Below are 14,720 nucleotides of genomic sequence, written 5' to 3' on the forward strand. Positions count from 1 at the left end.
CTCTCAGAGCGCGATCTTGGCCAGGGCATAGAAGCCCACCGCGATCACCGCGTAGGAAATCGAAATCGCCAGCATGATCAGGCCCTTCTTCATGCTGCCGCGCGCATAGTCCTCGATCATCATCTGCGCGCCCTTGGCGAAGTGGCGCATACCGACGAATAGCACGAGGCCGGTCAGGATGGCCGGGAACGGATGCGAGAAGGTTTCAAGCACCTCTTCATAGGGTTTGCCCAGCGTCGAGCCGAAAATATACATCCAGACCGGGATCATGAAGGCCAGGCCCACGGCCGAGACCTGCATGTACCAGTGATGCTCGGTGCCGGTATGGGCGGCGCCCTTGCCCTCGGCGCGCTTGCGGGCGGTCAGGTAACGCATGGCTGCCTCCTCAGACCAGAATGACGGTGATGACGGTCAGGACGACCGAGCCGATGATGCAGGCCCAGCCCAGCTTTTCGGCGGTCGGGATGTCGAGCCCCTTGCCCGCATCGTAGTAAAGGTGCCGCAGCCCGGCGAGGTAGTGATACCAGAGCGCCCAGGCCGACAGGAAGAACACCAGATCGCCGAACCACGAGGTCACCACCGCATCGGCGAAGGCGAAATATTCGGGGCTGACGGCGGCGGCGAGCAGCCACCAGACCGCCAGCAGCGTGCCGACGATCAGCCCGTTGCCGGTGATCCGCGTCAGGATCGAGGTGATCGAGGTCAGCTGCGGACGGTAGATTTGCAGATGGGGGGAAAGGGGGCGCTCGACCCGCTTTGCTTCGGCCATGGTATTGTCCCTCTGTCGCTTGGCGCGGCCCGAGCGTCGCGCACTGGCAGGATTTCCTGTTGTTCAATAGCGCGTTTTTCGCGCAAGTCACGCGGGCAATCGGCTGTTTAGGGGGCCGTTTCCGCTATCAACCCCGAATATTTGCAATTTGTGATCACGTTTTTTTCAGCTGTGATCACGCAATCGCGCGGGGTGTGGCGACTCGACCGCACCTCTGATCCCGATGGAGGAGGGGGCGCTGCCCCCGCGCCCTGCGGCGCCTCCCGGGATATTTTGGCCAGTATGAACGCGCGGCTTATTTGGGCATCACGGCCCAGTAATCGAGGTCCAGAAGAACCTCCGGTGCGTATTTGCCGTCCGCGCCCTTCAGCGCGAAGGGTGCGGCGCCCTGTTTCACTGCGACCAGCCGCAGCCGGATGGCGCCGACACCCGGCGCATCGGTATCGGCTTTGTCCAGGACCTCGGACCAGGCCTTGACGGTATCGCCCGAGAAGCAGGGGTTGGCGTGCGCCCCGCCGTTCAGCGCGACGATCATCTGGGCATTGGCGAGGCCGTTGAACGACAGGGCGCGGGCCATGCTGATGATATGGCCACCGTAGATCAGCCGCTTGCCATCATCACGGAATGTCGCGTCAAAATGCACCTTGGCGGTGTTCTGCCACAGGCGGGTGGCAATCATGTGTTCGGCTTCCTCGATCGTCACGCCATCCACATGGTCGATCTGTTCACCAACCTGATAGTCGCCCCAGCGATGCGGCTCGCCCGCCAGCGCGAAATCGTAACGGGTGAAATCAAGGCCCGCCGGGATCACCAGATCGGACGGCGCGAGCGCCTTCTTCAGCTCCGGCACCACGGCTTCGGGCGCGGGGGCGTCGAGATGGTTCTTCCGCACCATCACCCAGCGCACATATTCCAGCACGCAATCGCCGTTCTGGTTCAGTCCGCGGGTGCGGACATAGACCACGCCCGACTTGCCATTGGAGTTTTCCTTCAGCCCGATGACGGTGGATTCCGACCGCAGCGTATCGCCGGGGTAAACCGGGGCGAGCCAGCGGCCTTCTGCATAGCCGAGGTTCGCCACCGCGTTCAGGCTGATATCGGGCACGGTCTTGCCGAAGACCACATGGAAGGCGGCCAGATCGTCAATCGGACTGGCGCTGAGGCCGCTGGCGCGGGCAAATTCATCCGAGGAATACAGCGCATGCCGGGCAGGGTAGAGCGCATGATACAGCGCGCGTTCCCCGCCCGAAACCGTGCGGGGCACGGCATGGGTGATGGTTTCGCCGATGCGGTAATCCTCGAAGAACCGGCCGGGATTGGTTTTCATGCGCTGTGCTCTCCTGCTGCGGCGGGGTGTCCCGCCGGGTCAATGCTCGCCGAGCTTGGTTTCGGGGGTGTAGATGCCGGGGGCTTCCTTCACCACAGCCTGACCGCAGCGCATCACGCCGCGGGCGGCGTCGAAGGCATAGGTGGGGGCGCCGTGCAGTTCCCACCCCTTGTTGAGGGCGGCGGTCACCTTGTGGCAGAAGGCCGATGTGTCGTCATCGCTGAGAAAACGATAGAGTTTCATGGGGTCACCCGAATGCAGGATAGCCGAGCGCATAGTGGACGCCCGCGATGGCACCATAGACGATCAGCGTGCCGGCGACAGCCATGGCCTCGAACTTCGCGGGTTTGGCGGGGGGCGGAACCCAGGGGCCGGCGCGGTTGATGACCACCATTTCCACCAGCGCCCAGAGGCCGAGGCCGCCGAACAGCAGGAAGGACGGCGTGTCACCATTGACCAGCAAATGCGCGGTGGACCACAGCAGCACACCCGTCAGCATCGGGTGCCGCAGGCGGCGGGCGATGGCCGTTTTCATCCCGGCGGCGGCGAACAGATAGACCGAAATCAGCATCAGGAGATTGTTGATGCCGACAAGCGCCGGGCTGCGACCCCAGTAGAAGGTGCCTTCGGTGCTGCGATAGCCAATCACCATGAGCACCACCCCGGCGAGGATGGCCAGCGTAACAATACCGCGCCCGCGATCCCCCAGCCCCGCTCGGGCATCAGGGGCAAGGCGCTTGAACAAATGGGCGGCGATCCAGAGGATCAGGCCGAGGGCGAGCAGGGTCATGGCTGGCTCCGTTGAATGTGAACTGGGTTCACACTCGCATCACTCTGCCATGGCCGCAATCGCATCGGCCTTGGCGAGCGTGGCCCGCGCCGTCACGATATGGAGATTTTCAACGATCTTCCCATCGACCACGGCGACGCCGCCGCCCTGGGCCATCACCTCGTCAAAGGCGGCGATCTGACGGCGGGCGAGGGTCAGCTCGGCCTCGGACGGTGCAAAGGCGGCGTTGGCGATGTCAAGCTGCGCCGGATGGATCAGCGTTTTGCCGTCAAAGCCCATATCGCGACCCTGTTCGCATTCAAAGCGCAGCCCGTCCTCATCCTTGAAGGCGTTGTAAACGCCGTCGATCAGCGTCACGCCATGGGCGCGACCCGCCAGCAGGCAGAGGCCCAGCCCTGTCTGCATCGGCAGGCGATCAGGGCGGAAGCGGCTGTTCAGCTCTTTGGCAAGGTCATTGGTGCCCATGACCATGCCTTTGAGACGCGGATGGGCCGCAATCTCGGCGGCGTTCAGCATCCCGGCGCAGGTTTCCATCATCGCCCAGAGATCGGCGCCCGGCACGGCATCGGCCACGGCATCCAGATCAGCGGCCCGGTTCACCTTGGGCACCAGAATGGCGTCAATCCTGGCCCCGCGTGCGATGGCCTCGTCCATCGCGTCGGCATCGGCGCGGCCCCATTCGGTATCAAAGCCGTTGATCCGCACGATCCGCATACGGCGACCGAAATCCCAGTCGGTCAGCACCTGCGCCAGCAGTTTGCGGGCGGCGGGCTTTTCCTCGGGCGCAACGGCATCTTCCAGATCGAAGATGATCCCATCGGTGGCAAGGCCGCGCGCCTTTTCCAGCGCACGTTCTTTCGAGCCGGGGATGTAAAGGACAGAGCGGCAGGGGCGGGCGGTCATGGGCGAGTCTCCCGTGAAAGATTCTTTCGCCAAAGACCACATCTGCGGCACATTCGGCAAGCCCCGATTTGCCGCATTGCAGAAATTCTTGCTGCGGGGCCGCGCGTGGCGGTCAGCCCAGCGGAAAGGCACCCCAGACCAGTTTCAGCGACAGCAGCAGCAAGGCCCAGGTCACCAGTTTGAAAAACAGTGCTTCCGGCAGCCTGCGCACCAGCCAGACCCCGCCGAACACCGCGGCGGAGGCCGGGATCGCCATCAACAGCGTAACCTTCAGGTTGCCGAGGCTGATCTGACCCAGCGCCCAATAGGGGATCAGCTTGATCGCATTCACATAGGCGAAAAGGATGGTCGATGTGCCCGCGAACACCGCTTTCGACAGGCCCAGCGGCATGACATAGACCTGATAGGGCGGGGCACCTGCATGGCTGACGAAGCTGGTAAAGCCGGTAGCGGCGCCCCAGAACAGGCCCGGCGCCACTTTCGCGGGTTGCGGCTCGGTCACGCGCGGGCGGCGCAACAGCAGGTTGGCGGCAAAGACCGCGCCGACCAGACCAACGATGCCGCCGACAATCCGTTCGGGCACCAGATGCGCGGTGGCCCATCCCAGCGCGACACCCAAAGTGGTGGCAGGCACCATGATGGCCAGCACCCGTTTGTCAGAGGCATGGCGATAGGCATAGAGCCCGAACATATCCGAGACGATATAAATGGGCAGCAGCAGCCCCGCCGCCATGACCGGCGACATCACCAGACTCATCAGCGGCACTGAGAGCATGGCCACCACCGGCACACCGCCCTTCCCCATGCCCATCAGAACCGCGGCCGGAATTGCGGCTGCCCAGAACGCCAGATCTTCCACTTGCCCTGCCTCCGTCGCCATTTGGGCGACCCTGTTCCGGCCGACTCGCGCCGGTTGCCACGCAACTTTCCGCAGCCTTTAGCGCAAACAACTTGCGCAGGGCAACTTGGCCTGTCATGCCGCATCGCGGCAGTCTTGCGTGAATCCCGCGAGACGCCTAAAGCATACCGTTGCATACAATCCCAGCCGGAGACGGAATCATGGCACGACCCAAGATCGCACTGATTGGCGCTGGCCAGATCGGCGGAACGCTCGCCCATCTCGCAGCCATCAAGGAACTCGGCGATATCGTCCTGTTCGACATCGCGGAAGGCACCCCCCAGGGCAAGGCGCTGGATCTGGCGCAGTGCGGCCCGGTCGAGGGCTTCGACGCCGTTCTGAAGGGCGCCAACAGCTATGAGGACATCGCGGGCGCCGATGTCTGCATCGTGACCGCCGGTGTGCCACGCAAGCCGGGCATGAGCCGCGACGACCTGCTGGGCATCAACCTGAAGGTCATGAAATCCGTGGGCGAGGGCATCAAGGCCCATGCGCCGAACGCCTTCGTCATCTGCATCACCAACCCGCTGGACGCGATGGTCTGGGCGCTGCGCGAATTTTCGGGCCTGCCGCATGAGAAAGTCGTGGGCATGGCCGGCGTGCTCGATTCGGCGCGCTTCCGTCACTTCCTGTCGGTCGAATTCAATGTCTCGATGCGCGACGTGACCGCGTTCGTTCTGGGCGGCCATGGCGACACCATGGTGCCGCTGACCCGCTACTCCACCGTCGCGGGCATCCCGCTGCCGGATCTAGTCGCGATGGGCTGGACCACGCAGGAGAAGCTGGACGCCATCGTGCAGCGCACCCGTGACGGCGGCGCGGAAATCGTCGGCCTGCTGAAAACCGGCTCGGCCTTCTACGCGCCCGCCACCTCGGCCATCGAAATGGCCGAAGCCTATCTGAAAGACCAGAAGCGCCTGCTGCCCTGCGCGGCCTACGTCAAGGGCGCCTTCGGTCTGGACGGGATGTATGTCGGCGTGCCGACGATCATCGGTGCCAAGGGCATCGAGCGGATCGTCGACATCAAGATGAATGCCGACGAACAGGCGATGTTCAACAAGTCGGTTGACGCGGTTAAGGGCCTTGTCGAGGCTTGCAAGGGCATCGACCCGTCGCTGGCCTGATCCGGCCCCGCTTACGAATTGCAAAAGCCCGGCCATGTGCCGGGCTTTTGTCATGGTGCTTCGGCCTCGTCTCAGAACTCCATGTGATAGCCGATGGCGACATTGTCGCCGGAAAGATCCATGGTGACGCCATGGGCAAGGTAACCCACCAGCGCCCCGGCCAGAACCTGACCCACGGTATGCTGGTCGGCTTTGACGCGCGAAACCCCGACAAGCGTTGCCGCGCCGAAAGCCAGCGCGCCTGCAACCGGGCTGTCGCGCCAGCAATCCCGCGCAAGGCTGGTCGCGCCGTAGAATGCCATGGAGGTGTGCCCCGACGGAAAGCCCCGGTCATGCCCGTTGGGGCGGCGACCGATCCGGCTGTCGCGGGTGGCTGCCTTCAGGCCCTGCGTCACCAGCTCTGTCGTGGCAAGGCCGGCCACGAAATTCGCTGTCCGCTGCTGCCGGATCGCGCAGACCCCGGCCATCGCGGGCAGAATGACCTGAAGCGCATCGCCCGTGCGTTCCAGTCCGGTCTTGTCCTGGGCCATGACAGGCGTGGAAAGGCCAAGACAGGCGGCAAGGGTCAGGGCGCACGCGGGCAGGCGGTGCCAAAGGTGGATCGGGGGCATGGCAGTGTCCTTGGGGGCTGCGGAGATCGCGCCAGCCTTCGGTCGCTGGCCTCGTCGCCGCCATGCAACCGGAGTTGCAGACCATCATCAGGACTAGGCGCCATGCCCTCTTCCGCGCGTCGCGACACCGTGCTAGCGCCGGGGGTATGAGCAAGGGCCACATCTCTCCCTATCACGCGCCTGCCTTCATTCCCGACGCGCTGGCGAAGGGGCAGCATCGTGCCATCATCGGGGGGCGATGGGAGGAAACCGGCATCATCCAGATGGAGATGCTGCTGGCCGAAGGGCTGCGCCCGCGCCACCGCATGCTGGACATCGGCTGCGGCCCCCTGCGCACCGGCTGTCGCGTCGTGCCCTATCTGAACCCCGGCCATTACTGGGGCAGCGACCTGTCGCGCGACCTGATCCTCAAGGGCTACCGCGCGGAACTGACCGAGGGCGACCGCGCCCGTCTGCCCGCCCTGCAGTTGGTAGAGGACGCGGATTTCAGCTTTCCCGGCATTCCGCGCGATCTGGATTATCTGCTGTGTTTCGCAGTGTTCACCCACCTGCCGGTGAATCACCTGCGCCGGGGTCTCCTTCGGGTGGCCGACCACTTCACCCGGTTCGAGAAATTCCTGTTCACGGTGTTCCTTGCCCCCGATGCGCAATCGAGCCTCGGCCCGGTGCGGCAGCCCGATGGCGTGGTCACCCACGACATCCGCCCGCCCTATCATCTGCTGGAATCCGACATCCACTATTTCTGCGCGCAGGCCGGATTGCAGGTGAGTATCCGCGCAAACCGGCTGCCGAGGGGGCAGGTTCTCTGCGTGGCGAGTCGCAGCACCGCGAATCGTTGACAGGTTGTGCTGGTCGACCCGAAATTTGCTCTCATATTTTCAATGGGAGTTATGGGGAATGGCCGATATTGCGGGGAATACAGGGACGAAGGCGAGGCTCTTGCCTGAAAAAGCGTAACCGGCATCTTGGAGCGATCAGATGTTTCGGATTGGTTTCGGGTCAGCCTGAAAGCTGGGATGTCCTACCAGATCAATGCGACGGGAACCGGCGGGGCAAACAGCGTCGAGGAACTTCAGCTTCTGGTTCTGGACAAGACCGGTGGTATCATCGACAGCGACGGTGGCGGTTGGTATGATCGTCGGACTGTCGTGGTGGGCGGCGGTACGGGCGCCGAGGTCTTTGCCGAGGTCACGTCACGCGGGGCGACTGGCGAGTATATCCTCAGCTGGGTTTCCAGCGACAATGTCCGAAATGATGTTGAAACAACGAAAACTGCAAGGATCGGTGGTGTCACGGCAGGCGTCATCGACTGCTATCTCGACTCTGACTGGTACAAGGTCAACGCCAGGGCTGGCGTAACCTATACTTTCCGCGTCGAGGGGGATGGAACAGCAAAGGGCCTCCCCCAACTGGAACTGACGATCCGAAGTGAACGGGGTATCGTGCTGGATGAGGCATGGGGCGGCAGAGATTACAGGGAAATCAGCTGGACGGCTGAGAAAGACGGCAAGGTGTTTCTGGATATTACCGGGCACAATCCTTATGGTATTACGTCCGATACCGGAAAGTTCGTGCTTCTGGTGACCTCTGACCAGCGACTGCTTTCCGGCACTCGCAAGAGTGACGATCTGACGGGTGGCGAGACGGCAACCTTCATGACCGGAAAGCAGGGCAACGATACGCTGCATGGCGGCGGCGGGAACGACACGCTGTTCGGGGGGCAAGGCAACGATCTGCTGGAAGGCGGGGTGGATTCTGATCGGCTTTCCGGGGATGCCGGTCAGGATACTCTTCTTGGCGGTGCCGGTGCTGACCGGCTGAGTGGTGGCAAGGGGAATGACAGGCTGACCGGCGGCGCGGATAAGGATGTCTTCCTGTTCTTCAAGGGAGGTGGCACCGACAGGATCACCGATTTCGAGGACGGGATTGATCGGATCACCTTCGGGGGCTCCATAACCTTTTCCGATCTGGTGATCCGCCAGCGTGGGGCCAATGTCTCGATCAGCGCCGATAAGGTGGAGGTTCTGGTCGAAAACATGCTTGCTTCAGACCTGATGCGGGCAGATTTTGCCTTCATCTGACGGGAAGCCTGGCCCGGCAGGGCGCGTTTTCCCGGCCGGGAGACGCGCTCCGAGTCGGGTTTTCTCTCGCTGCGCTGCGGCGTTTGCGGCAACGGCATCGCCTTTGTGATCACACTTTTTCGGCGTGTGATCACAAAGGCGATTTTTATGCGTCAAATCCCGCCGATCACGCAAATGCCGTTTTGAAAGCGCCTTCCATTATGGCATCACGCCCCCAAATCAGCAGCGATGGGACATGATCCATGAACATCCATGAATATCAGGCCAAGGCGCTTCTCCGCAGCTATGGCGCCCCGGTTTCGGACGGCCGTGTCGTCCTGAAAGCCGAGGAAGCCAAGACCGCGGCGGGCGAACTGGACGGGCCGCTCTGGGTCGTCAAGGCGCAGATCCACGCCGGTGGCCGCGGCAAGGGCAAGTTCAAGGAACCGGAAGCCGGTGAAAAGGGCGGTGTCCGTCTGGCGAAATCGGTGGAAGAAGCCGAAACGCTGGCCAAGCAGATGCTGGGCCGCACGCTGGTCACCCATCAGACCGGCCCGGCCGGTAAACAGGTGAACCGCATCTACATCGAGGCCGGTTCCGACATCTCGCGCGAACTCTACCTCGCGCTGCTGGTGGATCGCCAGACCAGCCGCATCTCCTTCGTCTGCTCGACCGAAGGCGGCATGGATATCGAAGAGGTCGCCGCCTCGACCCCTGAGAAGATCCTGTCCTTCTCGGTCGACCCGGCTTCGGGCCTGTCGGATTTCCACGGCCGCCGTCTGGCCTTCTCGCTGGGCCTCGAAGGGGCGCAGGTGAAGCAGATGGTCGCGCTGGCCAAGACGCTCTACAAGGCCTTCGTCGAGAAGGACATGGAGATGCTGGAGATCAACCCGCTGATCGTGACCCCGGAAGGTCAGATCAAGGTGCTGGACGCCAAGGTGTCGTTCGACGGCAACGCGCTTTATCGCCACGCCGACATTCAGGCGCTGAAGGACGAGACCGAGGAAGACCCCAAGGAACTCGCCGCTTCGAAATTCGACCTGAACTACATCGCGCTGGACGGTGAGATCGGCTGCATGGTGAACGGCGCGGGCCTTGCCATGGCGACCATGGACATCATCAAGCTCTATGGCGCGGAACCCGCCAACTTCCTCGACGTGGGCGGCGGTGCGACCAAAGAGAAGGTGACCGAGGCCTTCAAGATCATCACCTCGGACCCGAACGTCAAAGGCATTCTGGTCAACATCTTCGGCGGCATCATGCGCTGCGACGTCATCGCCGAGGGCGTCATTGCTGCGGTGAAGGAAGTGGGCCTGAAGGTTCCGCTGGTCGTGCGTCTGGAAGGCACCAACGTCGAGCTGGGCAAGAAGATCATCAACGAAAGCGGGCTGAACGTGATCGCGGGTGACAACCTCAGCGACGCGGCGCAGAAGATCGTGAAAGCGGTGAAGGGCTGAGGCTTCGATGATCCGCTGGCGTCACAGCCTGATCGCGCTGACCGTTGCCATGGCTGGGGGCATCACCCCCGGTCATGCTTCTGACAATCATATGGACGTTGAACTTAGGTTCTTCGAGTCCATCTGTGTGGCGACCGCGCCAGGACTGTCTGATCGTGACGTGCGCGCTGCCGCGAAAAAGCTTGTGGCTTCCAAGATCAAACTTGGTCCCGGCAGCAACTTTATTTCCTCGGCGGGAAAGTCTTGCGGCGCCAGCTTTAGATGGAACGGCGAGAAGCTTTCAGCAGTCCCTGAGGCGAAGGCCAAGCGGATGGTACAGGATCTTGCAAAGCGTATTGGCGCATCAGATGTATCGCTCGAAGCGGGTCAGGGCGGCAAAGCCCTGAAGTACACAGTCAAAGCTGACAAATACCAATTCACCTTGATCTTCGAAGTCAAAGGGTCTGAACGACTCTATTCGATTTCGAAACACAGATAGGAGGCGCCAAAGATGGCCGTACTCGTCAACGAAAATACCAAGGTTATCTGCCAGGGCATCACCGGCTCGCAGGGCACCTTCCACACCGAACAGGCGATTGCCTATGGGACCAAGATGGTCGGTGGCGTGACGCCCGGCAAGGGCGGCACCAGCCACCTTGACCTGCCGGTCTTCAACTCGGTTCACGAAGCGAAAGCCGTGACCGAGGCCAATGCCACTGTGATCTACGTTCCGCCGCCCTTCGCGGCGGACTCGATCCTTGAAGCGATCGATGCTCAGATGGAGCTGATCGTCTGCATCACCGAGGGCATTCCGGTGCTCGACATGATGAAGGTGAAGCGGGCGCTGGAAGGGTCCAAATCGCGATTGATCGGGCCGAACTGCCCTGGCGTCATCACCCCCGGCGCCTGCAAGATCGGCATCATGCCGGGCCACATCCATCAGCGCGGCAGCGTCGGCGTGGTGTCGCGTTCGGGCACGCTGACCTATGAGGCGGTGAAGCAGACCTCCGACCTTGGTCTGGGTCAGTCCTCGGCCGTGGGCATTGGCGGCGATCCGATCAAGGGCACCGAGCACATCGACGTGCTGGAAATGTTCCTCGCGGACCCGGAAACCCATTCGATCATCATGATCGGTGAAATCGGTGGCTCGGCCGAAGAAGAAGCCGCGCAATTCCTCGCCGATGAAAAGAAGCGTGGCCGCTGGAAGCCGACCGCCGGTTTCATCGCGGGCCGCACCGCGCCGAAAGGCCGTCGCATGGGTCATGCCGGTGCCATCGTGGCCGGTGGCAAGGGCGATGCGGAATCCAAGATCGAGGCGATGAAATCCGCCGGGATCGTGGTTGCCGACAGCCCCGCCCATCTGGGCGAAGCCGTGATGAAGGCGCTGGGCAAGTAAATCTCGTTCCCCGGGGGTATGCCTCCGGGGAACCTCTCGAAGGGAGGCGAGCATGCGATTTCTGACCATGGCCACGCTGGCGAGTGTTGCACTTGCAGGGTGTGTCACCTCCGGGCCCACAACGGGTGCCCGCAATGGCATGGCGGCCGCCGAGGCCGCCACCGGCGTTTCTGCCGCGAATATCGTCGCCTATTCCGCGAACGGGGCGGGTATAGGCGGGCTGGTTATTCAGGGCGTGCCGAACGTCCTGTTCTACAAGGCGGCCAGCACCGACAAGGCCCAGCTCAAGGCCGCCCCGGCGCGCATTTGCGGCACCCGTGGCGTCGCATCGGCCGAGGATCGCGCGCTGGAACATCCCGAACAGATGCCGGGTGTGCGCAAGCTTGTCGTAAGCTGCAAGTGACGCCCCCCCTTCGTCCATACGTCTCAATGAGGCACTGACATGACCGATCAATCCCCCAACGCCACGCTGAACGCGCAATCCTTCATGGACGGCGCCAATGCCGATTACATCGACCAGCTTCAGGCCCGCTATGCCGCCGACCCGAATTCGGTCGATGCCGGCTGGGCCGCTTTCTTCAAGGCGCTGGGTGACAGCGAGCTGGAAGCCAAGCGCGCCGCTGCGGGCCCGTCCTGGGCGCGCAATGACTGGCCGCAGCAACCGGCGGACGAACTGACTGCCGCGCTGACCGGCGAATGGCCGCTGGTGCCGAAAGAGGCCAAGGGCGCGGGCAAGAAAATCGCCGAAAAGGCGGCCGAGGCCAATGTGGCCCTGACACAGGAGCAGATTCAGCGCGCCGTGCTGGATTCGATCCGCGCCATCATGATCATCCGCGCCTACCGGATTCGCGGCCACCTGGCTGCCGATATCGACCCGCTGGGCATGCGCGACAGTTCCAACCACCCGGAACTGGACCCGAAATCCTATGGCTTCACCGAAGCCGACATGGATCGCCCGATCTTCATCGACAATGTGCTGGGCCTGACCCATGCCTCGATGCGGCAGATCATGGAGATCGTGAAGCGCACCTATTGCGGCACGTTCGCGCTGCAATACATGCACATTTCCGACCCTGAACAGGCCGCCTGGCTCAAGGAACGGATCGAAGGCTACGGCAAGGAAATCGCCTTCACCCGCGAAGGCCGCCGCGCCATCCTGAACAAGCTGGTCGAAGCCGAGGGCTTTGAGAAGTTCCTGCATGTCAAATACATGGGGACCAAGCGTTTCGGTCTGGATGGCGGCGAGGCGCTGATCCCCGCGATGGAACAGATCATCAAGCGGGGCGGTAATCTGGGGCTGAAGGAAATCGTCATCGGCATGCCGCACCGCGGTCGCCTGTCGGTTCTGGCCAATGTTCTGGGCAAACCCTACCGCGCCATCTTCAACGAATTCCAGGGCGGCAGCTTCAAGCCCGAGGATGTGGATGGCTCGGGCGACGTGAAATATCACCTCGGCGCCTCGTCGGACCGCACGTTCGACGGCAATACCGTCCACCTGTCGCTGACCGCGAACCCCTCGCACCTTGAGGCGGTGAACCCGGTCGTTCTGGGCAAGGTCCGTGCCAAGCAGGACCAGCTTGGCGATACGGAACGCCGTCAGGTTCTGCCGATCCTGCTGCATGGCGATGCGGCTTTCGCGGGTCAGGGCGTCGTGGCCGAATGCTTCCAGCTTTCGGGCATCAAGGGCCATCGCACCGGCGGCTGCATCCATATCGTCGTGAACAACCAGATCGGCTTCACCACCGCACCGCATTTCTCGCGCACCTCGCCTTATCCGACGGATATCGCGCTGATGGTCGAGGCGCCGATCTTCCATGTGAACGGCGACGATCCCGAAGCCGTGGTGCACGCCGCCCGCGTGGCGACCGAGTTCCGGCAGAAGTTCGGCAAGGATGTCGTTCTGGACATCTTCTGCTACCGCCGCTTTGGTCACAACGAGGGCGACGAGCCCATGTTCACCAACCCGATCATGTATAACCGCATCAAGCGTCACAAGACGACGCTTCAGCTTTATACCGACCGGCTGGTGAAGGATGGCCTGATCCCGGAAGGCGAGATCGAGGACATGAAAGCCGCTTTCCAGGCCCGCCTTAACGAAGAGTTCGAGGCTGGCAAGGAATTCAAGCCGAACAAGGCCGACTGGCTGGATGGCCGCTGGAAGAACATGTCGCGCGAAGGCGAGGAATATATCGCCGGCAATACCGCGATCAAACCCGAGACTCTGGCCGAGGTAGGCACCGCGCTGACCCGTGTGCCGGACGGGTTCGAGATCCACAAGACCGTCGCGCGCCAGCTGGAAGCCAAGAAGAAGATGTTCGAGACCGGCGCCGGTTTCGACTGGGCAACGGCCGAGGCACTGGCCTTCGGCTCGCTGCAAACCGAGGGCTATCCCGTGCGTCTGTCCGGTCAGGACTGCACGCGCGGCACCTTCTCGCAGCGGCATTCGGCCTTCATCGAGCAGGGTACCGAAGAGCGTTACTATCCGCTGAACCACATCCGGGCCGGTCAGGCGCGGTATGAGGTCATCGACTCGATGCTGTCGGAATATGCGGTGCTGGGCTTCGAATACGGTTATTCGCTGTCCGAGCCGAATGCGCTTGTGCTGTGGGAAGCCCAGTTCGGCGATTTCGCCAATGGCGCGCAGATTATGTTCGACCAGTTCATCAACTCGGGCGAAAGCAAGTGGCTGCGGATGTCCGGTCTGGTCATGCTGCTGCCGCACGGGTTCGAAGGGCAGGGGCCTGAACATTCGTCGGCACGCCCCGAGCGCTTCCTGCAACTTTCGGCGCAGGAAAACTGGATCGTGGCGAACTGCTCGACCCCGGCGAACTACTTCCACATCCTGCGGCGTCAGATCCATCGCGATTTCCGCAAGCCGCTGGTGCTGATGACGCCGAAGTCGCTGCTGCGGCATCCGATGTGTGTCTCGACCGTCGAGGATTTCACCACCGGCTCGTATTTCCATCGCGTGCTGTGGGATGACGCCCAGAAGGGCAATTCGTCGCAGCAACTGAAGCCCGATGCCGAGATCCGGCGCGTGGTGATGTGCTCGGGCAAGGTCTACTATGACCTGCTGGCCGAACGGGATGCCCGAGGCGCCGATGATGTCTACCTGCTGCGGGTGGAACAGCTTTACCCCTTCCCGGCGCAATCGCTGCGCGCCGAACTGGGGCGCTTCCCGCAGGCCGAGGTGGTCTGGTGTCAGGAAGAACCGAAGAACCAGGGTTACTGGAGCTTCATCGAGCCGAATATCGAATGGGTGCTGGATCAGGTCGGTGGCGCTGCGAAACGCGCGCGCTATGCCGGCCGCACGGCCTCGGCTTCGCCCGCCACCGGCCTCGCCTCCAAACACAAAGTTGAACAGGAAGCGCTCGTGAATGATGCGCTGTCTTTCGAAGGGAAATAA

The 14,720-nt window shown here is 62.6% G+C and carries 16 protein-coding genes; 8 read left to right on the plus strand and 8 right to left on the minus strand.

Features of this window, described 5'->3' with window-relative positions:
* Window positions 1-3 precede the first annotated feature (3 nt).
* The 7 genes from sdhD to C8N34_RS08140 form a co-directional block, all read right to left on the minus strand.
* Entirely contained in the window at window positions 4-375 is a 372-nt protein-coding gene (gene sdhD, locus C8N34_RS08110; RefSeq protein WP_054304068.1) for a succinate dehydrogenase, hydrophobic membrane anchor protein, read from the minus strand.
* A gap of 10 nt (window positions 376-385) precedes the next feature.
* The gene (sdhC, locus tag C8N34_RS08115) at window positions 386-769 is read right to left on the minus strand and encodes a succinate dehydrogenase, cytochrome b556 subunit (RefSeq protein ID WP_108128443.1); all 384 of its coding nucleotides are present in this window, start codon (window positions 767-769) and stop codon (window positions 386-388) included.
* A gap of 295 nt (window positions 770-1,064) precedes the next feature.
* Window positions 1,065-2,096 carry a MaoC family dehydratase gene (locus tag C8N34_RS08120; protein WP_054304066.1) on the minus strand — a complete coding sequence of 344 codons (1,032 nt, stop codon included), beginning with the start codon at window positions 2,094-2,096 and terminating at the stop codon, window positions 1,065-1,067.
* A 39-nt stretch (window positions 2,097-2,135) separates the two neighbouring features.
* Window positions 2,136-2,339, minus strand: a complete 204-nt coding sequence (locus C8N34_RS08125) for a DUF1737 domain-containing protein (protein ID WP_054304065.1) — start codon at window positions 2,337-2,339, stop codon at window positions 2,136-2,138.
* Between the two features lie 4 nt (window positions 2,340-2,343).
* Entirely contained in the window at window positions 2,344-2,886 is a 543-nt protein-coding gene (locus tag C8N34_RS08130) for an NnrU family protein (RefSeq protein WP_108128444.1), read from the minus strand.
* 39 nt (window positions 2,887-2,925) lie between these two features.
* Window positions 2,926-3,789, minus strand: coding sequence for an HpcH/HpaI aldolase/citrate lyase family protein (locus C8N34_RS08135; protein WP_108128445.1), 864 nt, complete (start codon window positions 3,787-3,789; stop codon window positions 2,926-2,928).
* A 112-nt stretch (window positions 3,790-3,901) separates the two neighbouring features.
* Window positions 3,902-4,648: a sulfite exporter TauE/SafE family protein gene (locus tag C8N34_RS08140; protein WP_108128576.1), complete on the minus strand. Its 747-nt coding sequence runs from the start codon at window positions 4,646-4,648 to the stop codon at window positions 3,902-3,904.
* A gap of 200 nt (window positions 4,649-4,848) precedes the next feature.
* On the opposite strand from C8N34_RS08140, the gene mdh reads away from it, so the two are divergent.
* Window positions 4,849-5,811 (plus strand): malate dehydrogenase, encoded by a 963-nt coding sequence (gene mdh, locus C8N34_RS08145; RefSeq protein ID WP_108128446.1) that lies wholly within the window; start codon window positions 4,849-4,851, stop codon window positions 5,809-5,811.
* A gap of 71 nt (window positions 5,812-5,882) precedes the next feature.
* Here mdh and C8N34_RS08150 read toward each other — a convergent pair whose 3' ends face one another.
* Window positions 5,883-6,422 carry a phosphatase PAP2 family protein gene (locus tag C8N34_RS08150; protein WP_108128447.1) on the minus strand — a complete coding sequence of 180 codons (540 nt, stop codon included), beginning with the start codon at window positions 6,420-6,422 and terminating at the stop codon, window positions 5,883-5,885.
* A gap of 146 nt (window positions 6,423-6,568) precedes the next feature.
* Between C8N34_RS08150 and C8N34_RS08155 the strand changes: the two genes are divergently transcribed.
* The 7 genes from C8N34_RS08155 (at window position 6,569) to C8N34_RS08185 (ending at window position 14,720) form a co-directional block, all read left to right on the plus strand.
* A complete protein-coding gene (locus tag C8N34_RS08155; RefSeq protein WP_108128448.1) occupies window positions 6,569-7,261 on the plus strand; it encodes a class I SAM-dependent methyltransferase in 693 nt (230 codons plus the stop codon).
* A 177-nt stretch (window positions 7,262-7,438) separates the two neighbouring features.
* On the plus strand, window positions 7,439-8,503 hold the full coding sequence (locus tag C8N34_RS27115) for a calcium-binding protein (RefSeq protein WP_108128449.1): 1,065 nt from the start codon (window positions 7,439-7,441) through the stop codon (window positions 8,501-8,503).
* Between the two features lie 242 nt (window positions 8,504-8,745).
* Window positions 8,746-9,939 (plus strand): ADP-forming succinate--CoA ligase subunit beta, encoded by a 1,194-nt coding sequence (gene sucC / locus C8N34_RS08165; RefSeq protein WP_054304057.1) that lies wholly within the window; start codon window positions 8,746-8,748, stop codon window positions 9,937-9,939.
* Between the two features lie 7 nt (window positions 9,940-9,946).
* Window positions 9,947-10,417: a hypothetical protein gene (locus C8N34_RS08170; protein ID WP_054304056.1), complete on the plus strand. Its 471-nt coding sequence runs from the start codon at window positions 9,947-9,949 to the stop codon at window positions 10,415-10,417.
* 12 nt (window positions 10,418-10,429) lie between these two features.
* The gene (gene sucD / locus C8N34_RS08175) at window positions 10,430-11,314 is read left to right on the plus strand and encodes a succinate--CoA ligase subunit alpha (protein WP_108128450.1); all 885 of its coding nucleotides are present in this window, start codon (window positions 10,430-10,432) and stop codon (window positions 11,312-11,314) included.
* 52 nt (window positions 11,315-11,366) lie between these two features.
* Window positions 11,367-11,717, plus strand: a complete 351-nt coding sequence (locus tag C8N34_RS08180) for a hypothetical protein (RefSeq protein WP_054304054.1) — start codon at window positions 11,367-11,369, stop codon at window positions 11,715-11,717.
* Window positions 11,718-11,756: 39 nt separating this feature from the next.
* Window positions 11,757-14,720 carry a 2-oxoglutarate dehydrogenase E1 component gene (locus C8N34_RS08185; protein WP_108128451.1) on the plus strand — a complete coding sequence of 988 codons (2,964 nt, stop codon included), beginning with the start codon at window positions 11,757-11,759 and terminating at the stop codon, window positions 14,718-14,720.

The organism is Gemmobacter caeni (assembly GCF_003054195.1).
In the GTDB taxonomy this organism is placed as follows: domain Bacteria; phylum Pseudomonadota; class Alphaproteobacteria; order Rhodobacterales; family Rhodobacteraceae; genus Gemmobacter; species Gemmobacter caeni.

Excerpts from the sequence above, each read along its gene's own strand:
- sdhD (WP_054304068.1), bottom strand. The coding sequence starts at position 375 with ATGCGTTACCTGACCGCCCGCAAGCGCGCCGAGGGCAAGGGCGCCGCC.
- C8N34_RS08125 (WP_054304065.1), bottom strand. The coding sequence starts at position 2,339 with ATGAAACTCTATCGTTTTCTCAGCGATGACGACACATCGGCCTTCTGC.
- sucC (WP_054304057.1), top strand. The coding sequence starts at position 8,746 with ATGAACATCCATGAATATCAGGCCAAGGCGCTTCTCCGCAGCTATGGC.
- sucD (WP_108128450.1), top strand. The coding sequence starts at position 10,430 with ATGGCCGTACTCGTCAACGAAAATACCAAGGTTATCTGCCAGGGCATC.
- C8N34_RS08130 (WP_108128444.1), bottom strand. The coding sequence starts at position 2,886 with ATGACCCTGCTCGCCCTCGGCCTGATCCTCTGGATCGCCGCCCATTTG.
- C8N34_RS27115 (WP_108128449.1), top strand. The coding sequence starts at position 7,439 with ATGTCCTACCAGATCAATGCGACGGGAACCGGCGGGGCAAACAGCGTC.
- C8N34_RS08120 (WP_054304066.1), bottom strand. The coding sequence starts at position 2,096 with ATGAAAACCAATCCCGGCCGGTTCTTCGAGGATTACCGCATCGGCGAA.
- C8N34_RS08185 (WP_108128451.1), top strand. The coding sequence starts at position 11,757 with ATGACCGATCAATCCCCCAACGCCACGCTGAACGCGCAATCCTTCATG.
- C8N34_RS08155 (WP_108128448.1), top strand. The coding sequence starts at position 6,569 with ATGAGCAAGGGCCACATCTCTCCCTATCACGCGCCTGCCTTCATTCCC.
- C8N34_RS08135 (WP_108128445.1), bottom strand. The coding sequence starts at position 3,789 with ATGACCGCCCGCCCCTGCCGCTCTGTCCTTTACATCCCCGGCTCGAAA.
- mdh (WP_108128446.1), top strand. The coding sequence starts at position 4,849 with ATGGCACGACCCAAGATCGCACTGATTGGCGCTGGCCAGATCGGCGGA.
- C8N34_RS08170 (WP_054304056.1), top strand. The coding sequence starts at position 9,947 with ATGATCCGCTGGCGTCACAGCCTGATCGCGCTGACCGTTGCCATGGCT.
- C8N34_RS08180 (WP_054304054.1), top strand. The coding sequence starts at position 11,367 with ATGCGATTTCTGACCATGGCCACGCTGGCGAGTGTTGCACTTGCAGGG.
- sdhC (WP_108128443.1), bottom strand. The coding sequence starts at position 769 with ATGGCCGAAGCAAAGCGGGTCGAGCGCCCCCTTTCCCCCCATCTGCAA.
- C8N34_RS08150 (WP_108128447.1), bottom strand. The coding sequence starts at position 6,422 with ATGCCCCCGATCCACCTTTGGCACCGCCTGCCCGCGTGCGCCCTGACC.